Source organism: Massilimicrobiota sp. An134, from assembly GCF_002160815.1.
Lineage (GTDB): Bacteria > Bacillota_I > Bacilli_A > Erysipelotrichales > Coprobacillaceae > Allocoprobacillus > Allocoprobacillus merdigallinarum.
Window position 1 is genome coordinate 1 of sequence record NZ_NFLH01000034.1, and the last position, 24,573, is coordinate 24,573.

The 24,573-nt window shown below is 31.8% G+C and carries 18 protein-coding genes and 1 pseudogene; 6 read left to right on the forward strand and 13 right to left on the reverse strand.

Annotated elements, in window-relative coordinates:
- From B5E79_RS11155 to B5E79_RS11175, 5 genes and pseudogenes are all read right to left on the reverse strand, one after another.
- A pseudogene (locus B5E79_RS11155) lies at nt 1-201 on the reverse strand (PD-(D/E)XK nuclease family transposase); the annotation flags it as partial.
- A 272-nt stretch (nt 202-473) separates the two neighbouring features.
- Entirely contained in the window at nt 474-1,868 is a 1,395-nt protein-coding gene (locus B5E79_RS11160; RefSeq protein ID WP_087298073.1) for a 6-phospho-beta-glucosidase, read from the reverse strand.
- A 208-nt stretch (nt 1,869-2,076) separates the two neighbouring features.
- Nucleotides 2,077-2,775, reverse strand: a complete 699-nt coding sequence (locus B5E79_RS11165; protein WP_087243457.1) for a GntR family transcriptional regulator — start codon at nt 2,773-2,775, stop codon at nt 2,077-2,079.
- A gap of 11 nt (nt 2,776-2,786) precedes the next feature.
- On the reverse strand, nt 2,787-3,779 hold the full coding sequence (locus tag B5E79_RS11170) for an isocitrate/isopropylmalate dehydrogenase family protein (protein WP_087298074.1): 993 nt from the start codon (nt 3,777-3,779) through the stop codon (nt 2,787-2,789).
- On the reverse strand, nt 3,779-5,698 hold the full coding sequence (locus B5E79_RS11175; protein ID WP_087243459.1) for an aconitate hydratase: 1,920 nt from the start codon (nt 5,696-5,698) through the stop codon (nt 3,779-3,781). Before B5E79_RS11175 ends, B5E79_RS11170 begins: the two co-directional genes overlap by 1 nt.
- A 119-nt stretch (nt 5,699-5,817) precedes the next feature.
- On the opposite strand from B5E79_RS11175, the gene abc-f reads away from it, so the two are divergent.
- From abc-f to B5E79_RS11190, 3 genes are all read left to right on the forward strand, one after another.
- Nucleotides 5,818-7,683: a ribosomal protection-like ABC-F family protein gene (abc-f, locus tag B5E79_RS11180; protein ID WP_087298075.1), complete on the forward strand. Its 1,866-nt coding sequence runs from the start codon at nt 5,818-5,820 to the stop codon at nt 7,681-7,683.
- Between the two features lie 450 nt (nt 7,684-8,133).
- Complete coding sequence (locus B5E79_RS11185; protein WP_087298076.1) at nt 8,134-10,086, forward strand: ATP-binding cassette domain-containing protein; 1,953 nt, start codon at nt 8,134-8,136, stop codon at nt 10,084-10,086.
- A gap of 50 nt (nt 10,087-10,136) precedes the next feature.
- Nucleotides 10,137-11,927, forward strand: a complete 1,791-nt coding sequence (locus tag B5E79_RS11190) for an ATP-binding cassette domain-containing protein (RefSeq protein WP_087298077.1) — start codon at nt 10,137-10,139, stop codon at nt 11,925-11,927.
- Nucleotides 11,928-12,074: 147 nt separating this feature from the next.
- Here B5E79_RS11190 and B5E79_RS11195 read toward each other — a convergent pair whose 3' ends face one another.
- A complete protein-coding gene (locus B5E79_RS11195; protein ID WP_087298078.1) occupies nt 12,075-12,446 on the reverse strand; it encodes a DUF2500 domain-containing protein in 372 nt (123 codons plus the stop codon).
- Nucleotides 12,447-12,487: 41 nt separating this feature from the next.
- Complete coding sequence (locus B5E79_RS11200; RefSeq protein WP_087298079.1) at nt 12,488-13,606, reverse strand: phosphotransferase enzyme family protein; 1,119 nt, start codon at nt 13,604-13,606, stop codon at nt 12,488-12,490.
- A gap of 274 nt (nt 13,607-13,880) precedes the next feature.
- Here B5E79_RS11200 and B5E79_RS11205 point away from each other — a divergent pair, with 274 nt between their 5' ends.
- The gene (locus tag B5E79_RS11205) at nt 13,881-15,299 is read left to right on the forward strand and encodes a glycoside hydrolase family 1 protein (RefSeq protein ID WP_087298080.1); all 1,419 of its coding nucleotides are present in this window, start codon (nt 13,881-13,883) and stop codon (nt 15,297-15,299) included.
- A 68-nt stretch (nt 15,300-15,367) separates the two neighbouring features.
- Here B5E79_RS11205 and B5E79_RS11210 read toward each other — a convergent pair whose 3' ends face one another.
- The 3 genes from B5E79_RS11210 to B5E79_RS11220 all read right to left on the reverse strand — a co-directional run bounded on the left by B5E79_RS11210 (nt 15,368) and on the right by B5E79_RS11220 (nt 19,450).
- Nucleotides 15,368-17,086 carry a class I mannose-6-phosphate isomerase gene (locus B5E79_RS11210; protein ID WP_087298081.1) on the reverse strand — a complete coding sequence of 573 codons (1,719 nt, stop codon included), beginning with the start codon at nt 17,084-17,086 and terminating at the stop codon, nt 15,368-15,370.
- 221 nt (nt 17,087-17,307) lie between these two features.
- Nucleotides 17,308-18,573, reverse strand: coding sequence for a PTS sugar transporter subunit IIC (locus tag B5E79_RS11215; protein ID WP_087298082.1), 1,266 nt, complete (start codon nt 18,571-18,573; stop codon nt 17,308-17,310).
- Between the two features lie 163 nt (nt 18,574-18,736).
- A complete protein-coding gene (locus B5E79_RS11220) occupies nt 18,737-19,450 on the reverse strand; it encodes a GntR family transcriptional regulator (RefSeq protein WP_087298083.1) in 714 nt (237 codons plus the stop codon).
- Between the two features lie 223 nt (nt 19,451-19,673).
- Here B5E79_RS11220 and B5E79_RS11225 point away from each other — a divergent pair, with 223 nt between their 5' ends.
- Complete coding sequence (locus B5E79_RS11225; protein WP_087298084.1) at nt 19,674-20,102, forward strand: VanZ family protein; 429 nt, start codon at nt 19,674-19,676, stop codon at nt 20,100-20,102.
- Nucleotides 20,103-20,111: 9 nt separating this feature from the next.
- On the opposite strand, the gene B5E79_RS11230 is transcribed toward B5E79_RS11225, so the two are convergent.
- From B5E79_RS11230 to B5E79_RS11240, 3 genes are all read right to left on the reverse strand, one after another.
- Nucleotides 20,112-20,759 (reverse strand): YczE/YyaS/YitT family protein, encoded by a 648-nt coding sequence (locus tag B5E79_RS11230; protein ID WP_087298085.1) that lies wholly within the window; start codon nt 20,757-20,759, stop codon nt 20,112-20,114.
- 113 nt (nt 20,760-20,872) lie between these two features.
- Nucleotides 20,873-21,334 carry a GNAT family N-acetyltransferase gene (locus B5E79_RS11235; protein ID WP_087243466.1) on the reverse strand — a complete coding sequence of 154 codons (462 nt, stop codon included), beginning with the start codon at nt 21,332-21,334 and terminating at the stop codon, nt 20,873-20,875.
- 122 nt (nt 21,335-21,456) lie between these two features.
- Nucleotides 21,457-23,535 (reverse strand): glutamine synthetase III family protein, encoded by a 2,079-nt coding sequence (locus B5E79_RS11240; protein WP_087298086.1) that lies wholly within the window; start codon nt 23,533-23,535, stop codon nt 21,457-21,459.
- 181 nt (nt 23,536-23,716) lie between these two features.
- Here B5E79_RS11240 and B5E79_RS11245 point away from each other — a divergent pair, with 181 nt between their 5' ends.
- Nucleotides 23,717-24,397: a response regulator transcription factor gene (locus B5E79_RS11245; protein WP_087243468.1), complete on the forward strand. Its 681-nt coding sequence runs from the start codon at nt 23,717-23,719 to the stop codon at nt 24,395-24,397.
- The last annotated feature ends 176 nt before the right edge of the window (nt 24,398-24,573 follow it).

A 24,573-nucleotide genomic window follows, 5' to 3' on the forward strand; every position in this document is an offset into this window, starting at 1 on the left:
AGCCACTATATCCATAATGACTGTTCTACCATGAAGATTTCTGTATTCATCCTGAATATGCCATTCTATAATGGAAATATCCTCTTCAAAAATGATATTGAATAATAATTCAATGCAGTATTGATCATTGAAGATGACTTTCATAAAGATATCATCAATAGGTCTTAATGTTTTCACAAATTCAAGATATTCCTGATTCATTTTGATTATTCCTCCTTTTATTTTTTATAGTTTCAATCTCCTAGATATTTAAGGAATGATAATCAGGAACCCTTCACTTATCTATATACGCATTATTTTGACATTTTTCTTTTTTTCACGACAAAAAAGTAAAAAAACATATCTTTCTAAGACAAATATATCATAATATTTGCTGATAGTAAATATTATGACATAAACTCATTTTAAAACAAATATTTATCCATAAAAAAACTATAAAGAACTTTTCATTCTTTATAGCCTTTTTAATCTTATTATAAACCTTTTTCAGTTAATTCTCTTGCGACATCATCTTTGATTGTAACACCTTCTGCTTCAAGCTGGGCAATCTTAGAAGCAAACTGTGGTAAGTATTTTTTATGTGCTAATAATAATTCATCTAATACTCTCTTTGCTGTAGCTCCTGATGGAATCTGTGGATTAAGGATAAATGCCTGTAATGCTTTTCCATAATCTCCTGTGACTGCAGCTTCCTCTACACACCATTCCATGTTCTTCATGCATTGTAGCCATCCTCTTTCTGCTGGCTGGAATGGTCCAAATGCTATCGCTTTTGCACCTGTTGCTCCAATATATGCTGAGACTTCTACTGCTGCTTCTGGTGGTAAATCTGGGACAGCTCCATTATTTCTTGTTGTGACAACGATATGTGTATTCTTATTCGCATAGATAGATGCGATTGTTTCACATGCTGCATCACTGTAATGTGCTCCTCCACGTTTAGCAAGCTGTTCTGGTTTATGATCCAATTCAGGGTTTTTATACAATTCAAACAATTCTTCTTCTGTCTGTTTGACCTGTTGTGCTCTTGTTCCAATTGTACTGTATTCTTCAAGACCATGTTTCAACATTTCTTCTTGACGATAATAATATCTATGATATCCACAAGGAATCATTTGCATTGTATCAAGCTGTTCTTTAAAGAAAGGAATGTCATGAATATTCGCAGGAATTCCTCCATCTTTTCCTTCATACATTGCATCAATAATTTGTTGAGTGACTTCATTTCCATGTTCATCATAAACTTTATGCCAGTGGAAATGATTTAATCCTGCAAACTTATATGTTAACTGATCTAATGTTTTTCCAATTGTTTCAGGTTCAGCCATCATTGCACCTACTGGAACATTACATAATCCAATCACTTTATTCCATTTTCCATACTTCATGACAGCTTCTGTAACCATTCCACTTGGATTTGTAAAGTTAATCAACCAAGCATCTGGACATAATTCTTTCATGTCTTCGACAATGCTTAAGATGACAGGAATTGTTCTAAAGGCTTTAAAGATTCCTCCTGCCCCATTTGTTTCCTGACCTAACATACCATATGAAAATGGAATTCTTTCATCTTTGACACGGGCATTCAATAAACCTACTCTAAATTGAGTTGTGACAAAGTCTGCATCTTTTAATGCTTCTCTACGATCCAAAGTCAAATGCACTTTGACATCATAAGGAGATGCATCCCACATACGTTGAGCCATAGCACCAACAATTTCTAATTTTTCTTTTCCATCTTCAATATCAACTAGCCAAATTTCTCTAATAGGAAGTTCATCATATCTCTTGATAAATCCTTCCATCAATTCTGGAGTATAGCTACTTCCTCCACCAATTGTTACAATTTTTACTGGTTTCTTTTCCATAATCAATCCTCCTTTATCCTTGATGATAAGTATAATATCAAATCATTTATTTTGCTTATTATTTTCATTTATTGAAAAGAGTTTCTTTCCCTATATCATTCATCAGTCTTTTCATGCTTATTTTATTAAAAAAAGAAGATACTTATCATCGTATCTTCACAAATGTTTTATGAGATGATTTATATGACATGAAAAAGAATTTTCAGACTCAATCATTCACTTTATTATTTTTCTTTTTCTTATTCGCATAATAAGCACGAACAAGCGTTTGTGTCTTTCTAATATGTTTTTGAATCGTATCTTTTGCTAATTCTTTATCACCAGCCACAATAGAATTTAAAATAGCACGATGTTCCTGAATAGCTGTTTCCAATCTTTCAGGCTGGGTAATAGAATGACGACTTGTGACAGAAACATAATAATGCACATCTTTTAACAGCTGTTCAAAATATTGAGATTGTGTTGCCTGATAGATTGTTTCATGATACAAAATATTCAAATCATTAATTTTTTCCTGATCTTTTTTGGCAGTATAAAATTCCATCAATTCAAACACATCTTTAATTTTAGCTAAATGTTCTTCATCCATTCTATCAATAGCCAGTTGAATCGCTAAGCCTTCTAAAGCACAACGAATTTCAAACATATCATCAATATCTCGTGGTGAAAATCCCTTGACATAAACACCTTTATTAGGAATACTTTCAACTAATCCTTCTAACTCTAATTGTTTTAAAGCTTCTCTAATAGGTGTACGGCTGATTTTTAATTCATTAGCTAAAGCCAATTCATTTAATTTTTGCCCATGTTCATATTCTTCATTTAAAATGCGATCTCTTAAAATATCAAATATTTTATTTCCCAAAGAGCCATGTGTTACATGTTCAAATAAACTATGTGACGGCATATGTTTCCCTCCTATAATTCTTTTATAATGGCGTCTACAAATTCAGTAGTGGAAGCATGTCCACCAATATCAGGTGTAACAGTTTCCTGTTTTTCAACAACTTTTGATAATGCCATTCTTAAAGCATTTGCCGCTTCGATCTTTCCCAAATCTTCCAACATCAACGCAAAAGCTAATAATAATGCACTTGGATTGGCGATATTTTGACCTGCAATATCTGGGGCACTACCATGAACAGCTTCATAAATACGATATTCATCTCCAATATTACCACTAGGCGCAAAACCTAATCCACCAACTAATCCAGCACATAAATCAGAAACAATATCACCATATAAATTAGGTGCAACCAAAACATCAAAAGTTTCAGGTCTTAAAACCAGTTGCATACACATATTATCTACAATGACTTCCTGTGCTTCAATATCAGGATAACACTTGGCAACATCTCTAAAAGCTTCCAGGAAAAGTCCATCTGTATATTTCATGATGTTGGCTTTATGAATAGCTGTCACTTTATGACGACTATTGATTTTCGCATATTCAAAGGCATAACGACAAATTTTTTCACTGGCTTCTCTGGTAATCAATTTGACACCATTGGCTATGTTTTCATTCAGTTTATATTCAATCCCCTTATATAAATCTTCTGTATTTTCACGAATGATGACCAAATTTATATCATCATATCTAGAATTGATTCCCTTGAATGAACGGATTGGTCTAACATTGGCATAAGTCGCAAACTTTTGTCTTAATGCCACATTGACACTTCTAAATCCTGTTCCAATAGGTGTTGCTGTGGGGCCTTTCAATGCCCATTTATATTGTTCAATGGCTTCGACAAGTCCAGGTTCAAAAACATCTCCAGTTTCTTTGGCATATTCAGCCCCTGCACGATATTTCACCCATTCTATATCCAAATTCATGGCTATTGTTAAAGCTTCAACACTTTTGGCAATTTCTGGTCCAATCCCATCACCTGGAATTAATACAGCTTTCATTAAAAATCCCCTCCTAATTCTTTAATCGCATTCAATAATCCACCTTGTAAAATCATTGTTTTTTCTCTTGGTGCTAAAGTCAACTGCGTTGATAAAGTTTCTTTTGTACGTTGATTTTGAACTATAATCGGCTGATCATTTTCTACAGATTCTTTGACATTTAATAAAATATAGTCATCTTCTTCATTAAAGAAATCATAACCTTTTTGATCAATCACAATCGGTAAAATACCATTATTAATCAAATTAGAACGATGAATTCTTGCAAATGATAAAGCAAAAATAGCTCTAATCTTTAAATAATTCGGTACCAAAGCCGCATGTTCTCTTGAAGATCCTTGTCCATAGTTATCACCACCAACGATAAATCCACCATGATTTTCCTTAGCTCTTGTATAGAACTGATCATCCACTTTTGAAAAAGCAAATTTGGCCAAATGTGGAACATTAGAACGGAATGGTAATAATTTTGAATCTGAAGGAACAATATGATCAGTTGAAATATTATCTCCTACTTTTAACACAACTTTTCCTTGAATATCAGCTGATAGTTTTTCACCACGAGGAACTGGTTTAATATTAGGTCCCATATAGACTTTTGTATTTGGATCATATTCATTGATAAAGAAGTTTTCATTTTTAATAAATGGTGTTGATGGAACTTCATCTAAATACATATCTTCTTCAAATTCACAAGATAAATATCCTTTAACAGCAGACAAGGCAGCAATTTCTGGTGAAACCAGATAAACACCAGCATCATTTGTTCCAGAACGTCCTTTAAAGTTACGATTGATTGTTCTTAAAGAAATCCCTTGAGAAAGAGGTGCCTGCCCCATCCCAATACAAGGACCACAACCACATTCAAGAATTCTGGCTCCCGCATGAATCATATCTGCCAAAGCTCCATTTTGTGACAACATAGCTAAAATACTTGAAGATCCTGGCGCAATAACCAATGAAACATGATCTGCCACTTTTCTACCTTTTAAAATTTTGGCCGCACGCATCATATCAGCAAATGATGAATTCGTACATGATCCAATGACAACCTGATTGATATGCATACCTTCCAGTTCTTTAACACTCACCACAGCATCTGGGCTATGAGGTTTGGCTACCATTGGTTCAAGTGTAGACATATCAATATCTAAGCGTTCATCATACTGGGCATCTTCATCAGCTTTCATTTCCACATAATCAGCTTCTCTACCCTGTTGTTTTAAATATTCTAAAGTTCTTGCATCGGTTGGAAAAATAGATGTTGTTGCACCAAGTTCAGCTCCCATATTACAGATTGTGGCACGATCTGTTAATGATAAAGAAGCGATTCCTTCACCTGTATACTCTACAATCTTATTCACGCCACCTTTTACGCTTAATAACTGTAAAATTTTTAAAATGATATCTTTAGCACTCACCCAAGGTGCTTTTTTACCTGTCAGATGAACCTGAATCACACTTGGACATTGTAAATAATATTTTCCTGTTGCCATCGCAACCGCAACATCCAATCCCCCTGCACCAATCGCAATCATTCCCATAGCGCCACATGTCGGTGTATGTGAATCACTTCCAACCAGCGTTTTCCCTGGTTTTGAAAAGTTTTCTAACTGTAACTGATGACAAACACCATTCCCTGGTTTTGAAAAAGTAATCCCATGTTTTTTCGCAACACTGCGAATAAACTCATGATCATCCATATTTTCAAACCCCGTCTGTAACATATTGTGATCAATATAAGCTACTGCCTTTTCAACTGCAACTTTCCCTGTATCCATAGCTTCTAACTGTAAATAAGCCATTGTTCCAGTAGAATCTTGCGTCAATGTCTGATCAATTCCAATACAGATTGGAGTTCCAGGAATTAATTCTCCCTCTTTTAAATGTGCCTGTAAAACCTTATATGCTAAATTCATTTTTAACCACCCCTTCACTTATTGTATACAATTATACAAGGTTATGTTTAAACAATCAACTATAACTTTTACAGTTTATCTTTTCAATGATGTATGTTACAATGAACGAGGTGATCAAAATGATATTAGCTTGTTCATCTTTAAAAAAGTCATTCCAAGGAACAGACTTGCTTAAAGATATTACTTTTAAAATTGAAAATCATGATAAACTAGCTATTATTGGTGTCAATGGGGCAGGAAAAACCACACTGCTTAGAATCATCTGTGGTGAGGAAAGCTATGACAGTGGTGAAATCTTTATGCCTAAAAACACCAAAATAGGCTATTTATCTCAACATAATACATTAAATCCAGAATTTTCTATTTATCAGGCTCTCGAAGATGTCTTTCAGCCTCTTATTGAAACAGAAAAACGTCTTCGTGAACTTGAACAGCAGATGTCAACGAGTCAACAATTAGATGCTATTATGGATGAATATGAACGCTTAACATATGAATTTGAACATAATGATGGTTATAGCTATCAAAGTCAAATCAAAGGTGTTTTAAAAGGTTTAGGTTTTGATGAATCTATGTGGGAAATGCCTATTTCTATTTTGTCTGGTGGACAGAAAACACGTATTGCTTTAGGTAGACTTCTTTTATTAAAACCAGATCTTTTATTATTGGATGAACCTACCAATCATTTAGATGTTGAATCCATTGAATGGCTGGAAAACTATTTAAAAAATTATCCTCATGCGATTATTATGGTTTCCCATGACCGTTATTTCATTGATCAGATTTCTAATCAGATTGTTGAAATTGAACATGGCAAAGCTACAACTTATAAATGTTCATATCAGGAATATGCGATTATTAAAAAACATAATCGTGAAGTAGAATTAAAACATTATATTGATAATCAAAAAGAAATCAAACGTATGCAGGAAAGTATTGATTTATTAAAATCATTTAATCGTGAAAAACAAGTCAAACGTGCAGAAAGCAAAGAAAAAGCTTTAGCTAAGATGGAAAAAGTTGAAAAACCAGATGCCTTGCCACAAGCGATACGTATCCAATTTCAACCATTGGTAGAATCAGGATATGATGTACTTAAAGTGAAAGATTTAGCTATGGCATTTGATAAACCACTTTTTGAACACATCAATTTTGAAGTCAAAAAACAAGAACGTGTTGCTTTAATTGGTCCAAATGGTATTGGGAAAACAACATTGTTTCATCTGATTTTAAATGATTATGTCCCAACGGCTGGTAAAATCAAATTAGGCAGCAAAGTCATGATTGGATATTATGATCAGGAACACACATCATTATCTTTCAATAAAACGATTTTTCAGGAAATCAGTGATACATACCCACAAATGAATAACACCCAGATTAGAAATGCCTGTGCCTCTTTTCAATTTAAGGGTGATGACGTTTTTAAAACAATTGATGTCTTATCAGGTGGAGAACGTGGTCGTGTTGTCTTAATGAAATTATTATTATCACGCTGTAATTTCCTGATCTTAGATGAACCAACCAATCATTTAGACATTGAATCTAAAGAAGTCTTAGAAGATGCTTTACTTTCATTTGAAGGAACAATTCTCTTTATTAGTCATGATCGTTATTTTATTAATAAACTTGCTACAAAAGTTGTAGAAATGGATGCTCATGGCAGTCATATTTATAGTGGTAATTATTCTCAATATATGGATCACAAAATAAAAGTAAAAGAAACCAAAGAAAAAAATAATACATCTTATATTGAAAATAAAAAAGCCCAATCTTTACAACGTAAACATCAAAATCAAATCAAGAAAATTGAAAAAGAAATTTCCACACTAGAAAATCAAATCAAAGAATGGAATCTTCAATTACAGGAAGAAGACGTACTCAATGATTATAAAAAATATAATGAAGTCGTTCAAAAGATTGATGATGGTCATACACAACTTGATCAGCTTCTTGAACAATGGGAAAATATGCAACAAGATTAAATATATGTATTCCTACCAATAAACTGGTAGGATTTTTTATACTCATCTCAAATTGAATTAACTCTCCCATAAAATGAAAATAGCACAAATTCACTATAAGTCACTTGTGCAAGTATAAAATGGTTTATCTCATAGAAAATACATCCAGAATTAAAATACAATGTATATGAAATTATCTCCAACAATAACAACCCTTGATACATTAGATCTATTCTTCATCTTCATGACCTCCTATACATAATATATTTGTTATAACATATATTTCAGACTGTTGATAAACAATCTGTTTGTTGACAGTCTGAAGAACTTTTTATTAAAAAATTTGTGTGGTATAATGAATTCAAGAAAACTGAAGTCACAAAAATAATATAAAGATTGTGAGACTAATTGGTCAAGGCTATCTTGCCTTGATTTTTTTAAAATAAATCATAAAAACAAAGGAGATTCATTATGCTGGAAATTAAAAATATTCATATTGCTTTTGAAAGAACATTATTCAATAATGCACAAATTCAATTTTATGATTCATCTATACATGCCATTGTAGGTAAAAGTGGCAGTGGTAAAACAACATTTTTGAAAAGTATCTTACATGATTCAACGTATGTACAATCCAAAATGTATTACAATAATGTAGAAGTTCTTGAGAAGGATGATTTCGTGAGAAATCATGTTGCTTATGTGGATCAGTTAGGAAGTTTTTTTCCAAATATGACAATCAAACAACATTTTCAATTCTATGCGGAAATGAAAAAAGAAAAAGTTGATGCAAATATTATGAATCAATATCTAGAGAAAGTGAATTTATACAACATTAACATCAATAAGTTACCAAGTATTCTCTCTATTGGAGAAAGAAAAAGATTGTTAATTGCTTTAGCATTATTTTGTGATAAAGATATTATTATTTTGGATGAACCAACAGCATCACTGGATAAAAAAAATATTGATTTACTGAAAGATTTATTACTTTCACTAAAAGATAAAACAATCATATTGACTACTCATACACCAGAAATATTGGAAATCTGTCATGTGATATACAAGATAGAAAATCAGGCATTTCTTTGTCAAAAGAAAGATATTGATGATCAACAGGAAATTCAAAATGTTTCAACATGTCATCATCAGTTTTCATTCATCAAGTATTTCAGATACAAGAGTCCTATCCAATGGATACAATATATTGGAGTAATTGCTATTTCCATTTTTATTCTCATCCAATCTTCTTTGATTATTGATTCCTTTTTTAGCGTTTCATATGTTAATCCTCTAACAACAAATCAATCTTCAAAAGAGATATTGTTTATCAGACACAGGGAAGGAGATCTGATATGGAATTATGCACCATCTGTAGATAATGATTGGTCAAGACCTTTTAGTGAAAGTGAACTAAATAAAATCAAACAATTAGATGGTGTTAAAGATATTAAGAAATTCGATGCATTGACAACATACGAGTCAGATAATGCAAGCCAAGATTTAACAGTCATCAAAGAAACTGGAAAATCAAATACTTATTCAGTCATCGACTTTGGTAGCAGAGCACCACAAATCTTTCCTTATTATGAAAGCAATGATTTTAATGATCATGATGATGGTGTCTATATAAGCTACTGGATGTCACAGACCTATGATATTCAAGAAGGTGATACCATCAAGGCCAACTTTTATGTGCCTAAAGATCAATATGTAGTGGAAAACGGGCAAGAATATCGAAGTACAACATATACACTCAGAAATATGGAATTTCAGGTTGATAAGGTTCTTGGAGAAAGTGAGGCCTATGAAACAGCAGCTGTTAACATGATCATATATATACCTTATGAGAAACTGATGGATATTATAAATCATAGAGATGAAAATGAAGAAGTCCTTTCAAGCTATTATATAGACAATGTTCTTTCTAAACAAGTACAACCAGAACCATATGCCATCAACGAATATGTATTGTTTGTAGATGAAGATTATGTTTTCGATGTTTATAATTCTATTCTAGAAATGGATGACAAGTATGATGTCTATTCCACGTATATGGAATCTTATCAATTGAGTCAATTGAATAAGCAAGCCTTTCAATCGAAGTTGCTAGGCTTTGGTGCTATCTGTGGTATAGGATTGATTGCAATACTTACGATTCAATACTTCCTGATGAAATCAAGAAAGAAGGAATTCCAACTATTGGAAGATAATGGAATACAGGATAAGCTGATTAAAAAAAGTCTATTTTTAGATAATTTGATTTACTTTATAAGTATTATGATAGGTGGTCTCTTATGGATATATATTGACATAGAGAGATATAATTTTGTTGTCTATCAATGTATAGCCATCCTAGGAATATGTTTTGTATTATTGTTTATAATGCAGATGATTTCTTATGTGACTTTCAAAAGAAAATAAGACCCAATCATATGTTCAATCCAAAATCTAATGAAAGGTGTGAATGAGCAATGCTGCAACTTAAAAATATTTCACTATCATTTGACAAAGAACTGATCAAGAATGGAGAACTATGCATTCAAGATCATCAGATAACTCTTCTTTCAGGAGCCAGTGGCTCAGGAAAAAGCAGTCTATTATATGATATGGCCTTTTTATGTCATCAAAGTCAAATGGATTATATCTTTGATGGGAAAGATGTTCAGACATTAAGCAAAGATGATATCAGAGATATTCAACGTCATAAGATTGCCTTTGTTTTTCAAAATATACCTTTATTTAACAGTATGGACTTAATGGAAAATATTCGCTTTTTTTCAAGTTTCACACAAGAAGTATTTGATGAAGAAAAGGCAAGACAGTATCTGACAGATCTGGAATTATTTTTAGATGATCATACAGATATTGAACATTTATCCGGTGGAGAAAGACAGCGTTTATCTATTATTTGTGCATTGATGAAAGATACTCCCTATATATTTATGGATGAACCTACATCCTATCTGGATGAAGATAACAGAAAAGAATTCTTAAAAATTCTAGATTTATTAAAAAATCGTTATCATAAAACGATTCTTATCGCTTCTCATGATAGTATATTATATTCAGCCTGTGATAATCTTTATGAAATCAAGAATCAACAGATACACTGTTTAAAAAAGGCTGATTTCAATCATCATGAACAAACACTCAATCAAAGCAAAGGCAAATATCTTTTTAAGAAGCTTCCTTATTTTTATAAATGTGAATTCAAAAAGAATCAATGGAAACATAGAATCTTTCAAGTCTTTTTAACATTCATTTTATTTATAAGTACATTTTGTGGTATGTATTTACAGTATTATCAAAAGCAATTGAACCAAAAAGTAGAAGAATACAAGAGCTCACAACTGGTTATAGAGATGGATGAAAAGATAAGTGGCACAATGCTAAGAGAAATGGAAGGCTTACCCACTATCAAATCAGTCAAAAGAGTATTACCTCTAATGAGTGACAATCAATATCTGATATGTCCTTATCTGGAAAGTGATTTCTTTACTCGAGGAATTAAGCAGTCATTGCATAATGACAGTCACACAGGTGTCTATATTAATTATGAAACATATAGAGATACAAAAGATCAGGCTATAGAGATTGAAGTTGAAGGAAAAAGTTTTACAATTCAACCAGATTATCAATTGGATAAATCATTTCCAGATTATAAATTAGGTTCAAAGCTGGCTAGAGTCATCTATCTTCCTTATGAAGATTATCTAGATATTTACAGCTATAAGGATGATTCCCCGATTCAATCATCATTTGCCTTGGTATCACTGGATGATAAGCAGTTTTATCTTGAAAGCTTAGAAGCCCTTCATAATCTATATGATGACAAATTATTAAACAGTCAAATGGAAATACTCGCTTTATTAGATGTCAAAAATATGAGCGAACAACTTACCAATTCCTTGATGATTTTTATATGTACGATTGTCTTGATTTCAATCATCTTACTTAAAATGATTGACTCTTATCATTTGAGATTTTCACAAGTATTATTGGAAAGCAATGGAATCTCCGTTCAAGAAATACGAAAACAGTATATCATTAAAGAATTGTCACAATATGCTTTACCCATTTTCATTGCTTATATGATCTTATTGATAAGTTATGCGATATTAAAGATGTTGAATATACAAATTATGGTGTATTCTTTGATCATACTTATATGTTGTGCATTCATCATGTTTATATTATCTATTTTCATTTATATCATCATGAATAAAATATTTTCTACAACCAAAATTCTAAGATCCATTTAATGTGATCTTGTCCTATTATTTTTACTTCCATATAAAACTGAATTATATGCCTAAGCATAAAAATATTCCTACCAGCTTCCTGGTAGGAATATACATATCTCTTTAACAACTTAACAGGGGATAGCCCAGATGGGCTTTATCCCTTTTTTATGTTCTAATAAATTCTATATAGCGTGTTCCCTGAAAAGTGAGCTCTCCATAATCACCTTCCACTAGAAAACCATATTCACGTCCGTTCACTACAAATTCTAAACGATCTCCACTTTTCACTTCAAAAGTCACATAATAAGTTGTTGATGATGTCACGCCATGGTCATGACCATGATGATGAAAAGAGACGTTGGTACGTTTAGAAACAACCTTAGCATTCACTGTAAGTCTAGGTGATTGATTGTTATGATGCCATTGTTGAATCCCTCTGATGATAATCACAAAAATCATGCCCAAAATCAATAACGCAACCAATGTAAACATCATATCATAACCACCTGTTTCCAATCCCATCTCAAAACCAACCATTGTCTTCCCTCCTTACAATCATTATCCCATAAAGAAGTGTATTATTGGTGAACGTGGGCATATTGATGCACAATAGCTGTCATCTGATTCCATTTCTTTTCCATATCACTGACTAATTGAAATTGTGTACGACAACGAACCAAATTATGTTCAGGATACTCAGTTTTAAAATAAACATCACCTTGTAGATAATCAGTTAAAAAACGAATACCACATTCTAATGTCATCATTAAAGCGCCTAAAGGCAGCAATTCTACTTCCTGAGGTGTGAGTTTTCCTTGTGTTCCTTCAATAAAACCTTTTGTATAAACTTCAAATAAATGCATGTCACATGCAACCTGAGATAAATCTTTTTCATCTTCTAAAGCTGTACTTGCGCCAAAACGAATAGCATCTCCAAAATCATTCATCACAAGTCCAGGCATCACTGTATCCAAATCCACAATACATACAGCCTGATGCTGATCACAATCAAATAATATATTATTTAATTTGGTATCATTATGTGTCACTCTTAAAGGAACTTCTCCTTTTTGTAATGCTTCATTAAAGCGATCTACATAATGTTCGTGTTCAATAACAAACGCAATCTCTTTTGATACACCTTGAGCCCTTTGCATACAATCTTCTTGCATTGCTTTTATAAAAGCATCATATCTCTTTCTTGTATCATGAAAATCTGGAATTGTTTCATAGAGCGTATCAGCAGGATAATCAGCTAACAAATTTTGAAACTTTCCAAATGCTAAAGCACTCTGATAAAAAATATTCTCATCTTCAACCAAATCATAACTCATTGTATTTTCAATAAAGGCATACATACGCCAGACATGATTGTCATGATCCTGATAATAAGGTAAGTCCTGATCAGTTAAAATCACAGTGAGTGTTTCTCTTTCAGGTTCTCCTCCATTTTGAATTGTTTTGTTCTTTAAAAATGAAGTGACATTTAAAACATTTTCCATTAACTTGTCAGGACTTTGAAACACATATGTATTCATTTTCTGTAAAATCATAGATTGTGTCTGACCATCTTCAAGCTGATAATATAAACGATATGTATCATTAATATGACCATTGCCAAAAGGAATGATTTTTAATAATTTCCCCTCACATAAAAAATGTGGAATAATTTCATTGATAATTTTGTCTTGATTCATTATTTTCCCTCCTATTTCCCATATAACCATGAATCATTACTGTCTAAAATTGAAAATGATTTCTATCCTCTTATCAAATATTGTTTTGAACATCCCATTTTCAATTTATCTGATTATTTTCACATCTTTCTCTATTATTCATGATAAATCATCAATTTTCAATACATCTTCTTCAAATAGTTTTCATTTTATAAAAATTTTTTTCATCTTCTGGAAAATTTCTTATTTCAAAAAACTTTTCGATATAATAACGCTTGTATGAGGAGGAGAAATTATGATACACAAAACATTAAAACCATTTCCTAAAGATTTTCTTTGGGGTGCAAGTACTTCTGCCTACCAGGTTGAAGGTGCAAATTTAGAAGATGGAAAAGGGCCATCTTGTCAGGATGTTAAAAAAGTGCCTGAAGGAACTTCTGATTTGACTGTTTGTGCTGACCATTATCATCATTATAAAGAAGATATTGCCTTAATGGCAGAAATGGGATTCAAGTCTTATCGTTTTTCTATTGCTTGGACAAGAATCTTACCTCAAGGAACTGGTGAAGTCAATCCTAAAGGTATTGAATTCTACAACAACTTAATTAACGAATGTCTCAAATATAACATTGAACCTATCGTCACAATGTTCCACTTTGATATGCCTGCTGCTTTGGATCAAAGAGGTAGCTGGTCAAATAGAGAATCAATTGACTGGTTTGTGAATTTTGCGAAAGTGATGTTTGAAAACTTCGGTGATAGAGTCAAATACTGGTTAACAATCAATGAACAAAATATGTTAACACTTGTTGGCCCTGTGATTGGAACATTGACTATACCTGAAGGATGTACAAATGAATTAAAAGAAATCTATCAACAAAACCACCATATGTTAGTAGCTCAGGCAAAAGCCATGGCATTATGTCATGAAATGTTACCAGATGCTAAAATTGGACCTGCACCAAACATTTCACTTGTTTATCCAGCTAGCTGTAAACCAGAAGATGTTTTAGCTGCTCAAAACTATAATGCCGTTAGAAACTGGCTATATTTAGATATGGCTGTTTATGGTGTTTACAATAATCTTGTTTGGGCTTGGCTAGAAGAACATGATGCAACACCTGATTTTGGTGAAGGTGACGCAGAAGCATTGAAAAATGGACATCCAGATTTCATCGGATTCAACTACTACAATACAGCAACTTGCGAGTGGGAAGATGGCACTGTAGAATGTGACTCTGCAGCTGACCAACAAACAGCACGTGGGGAAACAGGTATGTTTAAAGGATTTAAAAACCCTTATCTTCCAACAACTGAATTCGGTTGGGAAATTGACCCTATGGGATTTAGAGCAACAATTCGTGAAATGTATTCAAGATATCGTTTACCATTATTAGTCACTGAAAATGGTTTAGGAGCTTATGATACGTTAACAGAAGATGGAAAAGTCCATGATGCATATCGTATTGAATATTTAAGAAAACATATTGAACAGATCAGACTTGCGATTAGTGATGGATGTGAAATGCTAGGATATAATCCTTGGTCTGCTATTGACTTAATTTCTACTCATGAAGGAATGAAAAAACGTTATGGTTTCATTTATGTAGACAGAGATGAATTTGAATTAAGAACACTGAAGAGATATCGTAAAGATTCTTTCTATTGGTATAAGAAAGTCATTGCTTCTAACGGTGAAGATTTAACAGATTAGAACTTGTCGAAAAAGACAAGTTCTTTTTTTAATAAAAACAGCAGCTTTGAAAAGCTACTGTTCTATAATTATTCATTTCTAATATAAGCTTTAATAAACTTAATCGTTTCATCACTATCGAATGGTCTAATTGTATACTCTCCAACAGCACTAGGAATAATAAAAGTTTCTGCATAATGAACAACAAATGGTTCAAATGCATTCGTTGGACTTTCAACAACTGCACTTGTTCCTTCAACCAGATTTAACATATGGACCCCGTTTTCTGAAGAGTGTTTTGTCAAGCATGAAGAAGTAAAACGTCTTGTTTCAATGAATTCCAGTTCATGTAATCCTGTTTTTTCTTCACAATAATCATCATCCTGATGCATCATTTCCACATGATTAACAAGATTATCCTCTACCCATTTTGTTGTTCTATCCCATTGAATATTCTTTTCACCATCTTCAATATGAATTGGTCTAGGTAATCCATCTAGACCAAGGCGATCCCAGTCCCATAATTTAAATGTAAAGATATAAGGTGTCGCACTGATTTCCAGCACCATGCATCCTGATGATGAACAATGAACTGTTCCTGCTGGAATAAGAAAGTGATCATGTTTTTTAGCTGGAAAGAAATTGACATACTTATCTGCATCAAAAGACTGTTTCCCTGTTTGAGCAATTTTCAGATCATCAATCATCTGTTTTGAATCAATATTTTCCTTCAATCCTAAATAGACTCCTCCATGTTCCTGAGCATCTAAGATGTAATAGCTCTCATCTTGTGTATATGTCATTCCAAAATGCGATTTAATATATTCTGTTAAAGGATGAACTTGTAAACTGAGGTTTTGGCCATCAATAGTATCAAGAAAATCAAAACGAATAGGAAATTCTGCACCAAAGCGACAATAATTCTTCATTCCCAATAATTCAATTGGCTGATATAAGACCAAATCCATTGCAGGAATTTCAATTCTTGTTTTTCCAAATCTTAAATATAAACTGTTCTCTTCAGGAACACCATCAAAGCTCCATGCATAATTCTTTTCTTGAGGATCTAAACCACAATGTTCTTTCATCCATTGTCCTCCCCATACTCCTGGATCGAAATAAGGAACAAGTCTGAATGGACGCTTCGCTATTTGTTTTAACCCATTCCTTAAAGCTTCTCCAGTCACCATTTTAAGATGTCCTTTCTGATTACTATCAATAAAATAATCAACTTTTTCAAACATCTTCATTTTATGTTTATCAGCTACTCGCCACTCTATAAAGAAACCTCTCTTGATTTTCTTTAAAGAATCTTCATCATCATTATCCGCTTTGAAATTAGGCATACCTTGACGATATCGACATTGTATTTCCCATCTCGCTAAATCACAATAAATGTATAAATCTCCCTGACTAATGAGTCCTGCACCAACACCATAAATGAGAATTCTTTTTTGTTCATGAAGAACCTTTTTCATTTCCTTTAACTTTTTCTGATTAACAAAATCTTCTAAAACACCATAGAACATGACACCACGAACTCTATCTTCTGTAAGATGAGGTTTCATCATTTCATAAAGTTTATCTTTATCATAAAAGATATCTTCACTTCTAATGATAATCTCAGGTTCGTAAACATCTTGAATAAAATCTAGGACTTCATCATCTACTCCAGGATAACAGTCCACAACAAGACAATTCACATCTTGTATTTTTTCTAACAATTCCTGCTTCATAGATGATAAATCATCAAAAGCCTCTTGATCATAACCTTTAATTTTTGTTTCTGGAAACTTATCATAATTCATAATATATCACCTATTATTCTTTCTTTATTAAAATATTTCTAGCTTTTCATATATGCACTTTCAATTCATTTTTAATCAATAATTGGTTTTCATTACAACATACTTTCATATGTCTAATATACCATTCATTACTTTAACTTTATTCAAACAAACTATAATCAATCAGTATGACACATCTAAATTTGATGAATAGCTTTTTAACCATTATATCATTTTTTATATTACATATCTTTACTAGATATCTTTTCACTTTCTTCTTCTCTAAACTTCTTATCTAATACTTTTATAAATGGAATAAAAATAAGGACACCTATAATTAAACAAATTAACTGAACGACAGCTCCCATAATTGAATTCGTGACTAAAAATCCTGATAAAAGCGGTGGAGTTGTCCATGGTATTGTTACTCCTGTAGGAGTCGGACATAATCCAAAAAACATAAACAAGTATGTAATTAAACCAAAAATCGGTCTTATTAATACCCATGGTATAAGTAATGTAACATTCATAATAACCGGTAATCCGAAAACAATTGGTTCTGAAATACAGAATATCGCTGGAACAGCCGCAACTTTTCCAGTACTCTTAAGTCTCTGACTTCTTGCAACAATAATCACTGCTATAACTAATGCCATAAAAGCAATCTGAATAAAAGTTTCAGTCATTTGATAAGTAATAATATAAGGTCTATCCAACCCTGCAATATAGGCTTCATAGTTTTGTAAATTAGCATTATCTAATATTGGTCTCATAACTGAACCAACAATCTGATCACCATGAATACCTAAGAACCATAACAATTGTGCCAAGCCCTGTGTAATCAATAATGCTGGCAATCCAGTTCCTACAACTAAAAGTGGTTTCGCTAATAGTTGTGAAAAAGCTTCATGAATATTTCCATAAGAAGTTAATCCTACTAAGTAATTCACTATACACGCTGCTAATAAAGCAATTCCAGCAGGAATTAATGCTTCAAAAGAAGATAAAATATTTTGTGGCACAGAATCTGGTAATTTTATTTTAATATCTTTATTAAATATGAAACAATATAGCATTGCAATAAAATATGAAGCAATTAATGCAATAAACATTCCTGATGAGCCCATATATGTTGTTGGTATAACACTATCAACAATTTCTTCACCAACTTGTACATGAAATGGTGTTAACACAAAGAAAGCAATGAGTGTTGTTAATCCACAATAAATAGGATTAGCTTTATTACTCACATCTGTCTTTACATAGTTATATCCCATTAAAAACGCTAAGAACAATGCAACCAGCGACATTGTCGTTTGTGTTAATGGTGATAAAACACCAGATAAAAAAACTAAAAAACTTGCTGGTACAACTTTTTCTATGAACGGAAAATTAAGAATAATAAGTACCATTGACCCTACAATAATAAATGGAATAGTTGGCATCATAGATTCTCTAACAACACGTAAAAACTTGATGTTATTAATCTTTACACCAAAGGGCAACAATTTCTTTTCTAACCAAAGACTAAATTTTCCATACTTTCTTTCCTCCCTTTTCTATCTTTGATAGTACAAAAGATATATTGTTATAACTTTTATAATTAAATGTTATAACATTCTAACAATAATGTCAATATTTTCAAATAAAAAAATGTGTTTTTTAACACATTTAATTAAGTTCAATAATCAATTCATATCCTTTGGCTAAATATCTTGAATAAGTAAACTCAGCAGAAAAGTTTTCTGAAAAGCCACGACGTATTCTCGTCATAACAACTTCATTTTTAGTTATATCAAATTCTTTTTTCTCTTGAGCTGTAATCATTGCTGCAGTTATATTTTCTTTAACACGTGTTATTTTATATCCATGCGACTCTAAAAGTTGATATAAAGAACCTGAAAAATTCATTTTATCAGTCAAAGGCATTTCAGGATTTAAATAAGTTTCTTGTATGGATACAAGTTGATCATCAACATATATCCCTCTTTTTAACTTTAATAATTTTCTATTTTGACTAATATCAAAATAGTAAGCTACTTCAATAGGTGGTAAAGTATAACCAAGAAACAATATTCTTCTATCTGTATCATTATGTTTTTCATGTATACCATTAAAAGAAGAAATAAAACTTGTTTCTACTTTATCCTTTTTTTCTAGAACAACTGTTCCTTTTCCTCGTTTTCTAGCAATAAGTCCAGCTGCTATCAATTTATCCATAGCTTGTCTTACAGTAATACGAGAAACACCAAATTCATCCATTAAATTCATTTCTGTAGGCAAATTTGAGCCAACAGAATAAAATCCATTTAATATTCTTTCTTCTAATATATCATACAATTGACTCCATAAAGGTTTTTCACCATTATTTACTTTCAATTTCATTTTTATTAATCAATCCTTTCTTTAAAGTATATAGTTTAATCAATATTCATTCTTACTTTTATTATAAATGAATTTTGAATAGAATAAAATGTACTTTTTCATTATAATACAATAATATCATAAATAACTTATATAAAAATATTTAAAATTTTCATTTATGATTCTTATAGAATAAACTTGTCGAAACAGACAAGTTCTTTTATAATAACCAAGAGGTGTTTTTATGAAGAAAATCAGATATTTTATACCATCCATCATCTTAATGATCATCATTTTTATGTTTTCACAACAAAAAGGAAATGAATCATCTGGACTAAGTTCACAAATTGTTTTATGGATTCAAACTTACTTACATATTCCTATAACAGAATTGATTGTCAGAAAAGCTGCTCATATGAGCGAATATGCTGTTTTAACTTTGACTTTTATTTATGGATTCTATAAGAATCAATATCCATTGAAAAAGATTATCGTCTATTCACTTATATGTGCTTTTCTATATGCCTGCACTGATGAATTCCATCAGTTATTTATAGGTGGCAGAGCTGGTCAATTCACAGATGTTCTTATTGATACATGTGGTGCCCTGATCGCCATTGTGATTTATTATTTTTATAATTATTGGAAAAGAAAAAACTCAAGTCTGAAATAGATTTGAGTTTTATTCATAATTAAGCAATTGATATTTTTTTAATATAGGTTTAAATAATTTCATAAAAATACCTAATGTTGGTCCAAATGTTAACATTCCTAGAATTGTTCCTACACCAATAGACCAAGAAATATGAGCTGATAAAGTCAGTCCTATAATCATCAAGATAGATATCACATCAACAGCTTGTCTGATTGTAGAAAACTTAAAAGGTAAAAGCTTTGTCAATGCCATACAGAAGCCTTCTAAAGCAAACGTTACTTCATCCAACAACATGACAATAGACACACCAAATGCCGCTAAAGTACTGGCACATAAATATAAAACGATTCCGCCACCAAAGGAATCAAATGGGAAAGTTAAAATATGGTAAACCATAAAATTAATAACCGTACCTAGTAAAATACTAAAAGGAATCTGAAGCAACTGGCGCAAACGAAATTGTTTTCTTAAAATAAGAATTTGTCCCAGCACACAACTGCTATTAAAAAGAATACCCGCTGTTCCAACCTCTATCCCGATCAGATCTGATGTTGATTTAGCTAAAGCATCCCAGGCTCCTACGCCAATACCAGCCTTTAAAGTTAAAGCTGAACCTGTCCCAGTTATAATAAACCCTAATATAATAATGATATATCTCTTTACATTTCTATTCATGATTTCCCTCCACAATCATCATGATTATATCGAAATATTTATTTTTGTCTTTTAAATTTCAAATTATGAAACTTCAAAATAAAAAGAAGAAAATCTCTTTTCTCCTTCAACAACTAAAGCTTCTTTTCCATTAAATATCTTCTCAATCTCACGCCACGTCTTTCCACAATCTGTTCTTCTAAAACATTATACCCCTGTTTTTCAAAGAAAGGTCTTGATGTCACAGAAGCAGCTGTATTCATAAAAGATATTCCTTTGGCTTTGGCATATTTTTCCAATTGTTCAACAAGCAATGAAGCAATGCCTTGATGTAGATAATCAGGATGTACATAAAGCCTATCTAAATATCCTGTTTCACCAACATCACCAAATCCAATAATTTGTGAATCTTTTTCTACAACCAAAGTATGATTTCTGTTCAAAGAAACCTGCCAACGATAAACATCTGGATTTGCAGGTGCCCAGGCATCTAGCTGTTCTAATGTATAATCATGAACACAAACAGTATGAATATTATGATAAAATAACTCTAAAATAGAATCTAAATCACTTTGCCTATATAACCTCGTTTTCATCTACACCACCCCTTCAAAACTATTTTCATTATATCACACTCTTGACAAATAAGAAACATTTTCGTATGCGAACCCCAAAAGTTACCTGTCAAATAAAAAAACCAGTATCACAAGATACCAGTTTATATACCAAATAATAAATCCATATATGTTGGCATAGGCCAATATTTTTCATCTACACAATTTTCAATCTGATCAGCAATCTGACGTAATATCGTCATTGTTGATAATACATCATCACGCCATATTTTTGCAATTTCTAAAATATCAGCTTCTAGATGTTGTGCTCTATCAATATGTTTTTCTAAAATCATCATTTGATTTTTCATTTGTGATAACAATGATGATAATGATTTGACATCATCCACCAGATAATCAATATTGACACCTAATTCTTGCATATGCAAAGATGTTTTTGTCATTTGATCTAAATAAGCTAATGCGGCAGGATAAATTTCATTTCTTGCCATTTTTAATGCTGTTAAAGCTTCAACTTGAATCGTTTTATTATAATTTTCAAGTAAAATTTCATAACGTGCCTGAAGTTCAATTTCACTATAAATACCTAAGTGTTTAAACATCTTAACATTCTTTTCATCTAATAAGCATTCCATAGCTTCAACTGTATTTTTACGATTTGGAAGTCCTCTTCTTTTTGCTTCTTCTTCCCACTCTTTAGAATATCCATCTCCATTAAAGATAATTCTTTGATGTTGAGATAAAAATTCTTTAATGACTTCCATAGGTTCTTTACCACTTTCTATTTCATCTGCCATTTCTTCCATTTCATAAGCTAAAATAGAATTTAAGATTGTATTAGGACCCGCAATAGATTGTGATGAACCAACAGCTCTAAATTCAAACTTATTACCTGTAAAAGCAAATGGTGATGTACGGTTACGATCAGTATTATCTTTAGAAAAATCAGGAACAACAGAAACACCTGTCTGGAATCTTGCTTTATCAATATTTTCTAATTCTGCACCCTCAATAATCGCATGAATGATTTTATCTAAATCTTCACCTAAAAACATAGAAATGATAGCTGGTGGTGCTTCATTAGCTCCTAAACGATGATCATTACCAGCAGTAGCAGTTGTCATACGCAATAAATCTGCATATTCATCAACAGCTTTAATTGTACATGCTAAAGCAGCTAAGAAAGGTAAGTTTTCACTTGGGTTCTGTCCTGGATTAAATAAATTAACACCGGTATTTGTGACAACTGACCAGTTATTATGTTTTCCTGATCCATTCACACCATCAAATGGTTTTTCATGCAACAAACATCTTAATCCATGTTTTTTCGCAATATCCTGCATCAATAACATTAATAAATGATTATTGTCTGTTGTAATATTAACATTACGATAAACACAAGCCACTTCATGTTGCGCAGGAGCCACTTCGTTATGTTTTGTTTTAGAAGGAATACCATATTTCCATAATTCCTGATCAAGTTCTTTCATAAAAGCAGCAACTTTACGCTTTAAGCTTCCAAAATAATGATCTTCCAATTCCTGACCTTTAGGTGCCATAGCACCAAAAAGCGTTCTACCTGTTAATTTTAAATCCATACGCTTTTGATAATATTCATCTGCTACTAAGAAATATTCCTGTTCACTTCCTACAGAAGCACTGACATGAGTGATACCTTCCATACCAAGCATTGGTAATAAACGACATGAAGCTTTTGTCAAGGCATCAACGGATTTTAATAAAGGTGTCTTTTTATCTAAAGCTTCACCTGTATATGAACAAAATAATGTTGGTATATATAAGCTTCCATCTTTCACAAAAGCTGGTGAAGTACAATCCCAGGCCGTATAACCACGTGCTTCAAAAGTTGCACGTAATCCCCCAGATGGAAAAGAAGACGCATCAGGTTCCCCTTTTCTTAATGTTTTACCACTAAATTCTAAAATAGCTTTATTACCATCAGGTTCTAAAAAAGCATCATGTTTTTCAGCAGTTAATCCCGTCATTGGCATAAACCAGTGTGTAAAGTGAGTGGCCCCATTTTCTACTGCCCATATTTTCATAGCATTCGCAATAACTGTTGCTGTTTCCTTAGCTAAAGGTTCACCTTTATCTAAAGCTTCATGAAAAGCTTTATAAGTTGATTTTGGAATACGTTCTCTCATGATATCATCACTAAAAGTCAAACATCCATAGTTTTCAAGTAACTTATTCATATCCATTCAATACATCCCCCATTTCTTTTTCCACCATTGTATCAATTTATTTTCACAATGTCTACATAAAATCTATCATGTCATAGCTAAATAACGTACATTTTCATATAATGAAATAAAAATATTTTGAATATATTCTATTGTATTTTTTGCGTTTCATATTATACTTATAAAGAGGTGAATTTTTATGTTTGGACAATTTACAGCTCTTATCATTCATAGTCAAAAAGATTTCAATAATCAAATCAAAGACTATCTGGAATCTAAAGATTATATCTGTCAACAAGTCATCACATATAAAGATTTAGAAAATTATTTTGAAAATCATACTTATGATTGTGTCATCATTGAAGATAATTTTCCACGCATTCAAATAAGAGATTTTCTAGTACAAATTAAATTAAGAGGTCAACCCATTACGATTGTTTTAAGTGATGCATTAGCCCCTGATTATTTAGAATCATTATTAAATGCTGGAGCAGATGACTACTTAACTGAACCTTTTGCTTTAAAAGATTTAGATATTAAAATTCAATCAGTCTATAAAAATGGAATATTAAAACCTAGACGTATATATCGTTTTAAAGATATTGTGATGGATACAACTGCCAAAACATGTTCATGTAATGGAAAAGCTTTAACACTAACAAAAAATGAATATAAGTTATTATCCATTCTCATTGCCCATCCTTATCAGCCTTTTAGTATTTCTTATTTGTTTGAACAGGTTTGGGGTTCTTCAATATATGAAGATGGTACATCCATTCCAGCTTTGATTGGTAATGTCATGATGAAATTAAGACTAGCTAATAATGATCAAGAATATATCAAACGTTTTGGTAAAGATAGCTATAAAATGGCATTTTAAACAATACATACAGAAAAGAACTTTATTGAGTCAAATCATAAAGTTCTTTTTTTCTACAAAATTTAACTTCAGTTAAATGTTGGTAATTGATTTTAACTCCATAAAAACGGTGTTAAAGCCCTTTAAAATAAAACATGATATTTTCATCAGTGCTATACTTATATCGAGGTGAAGAT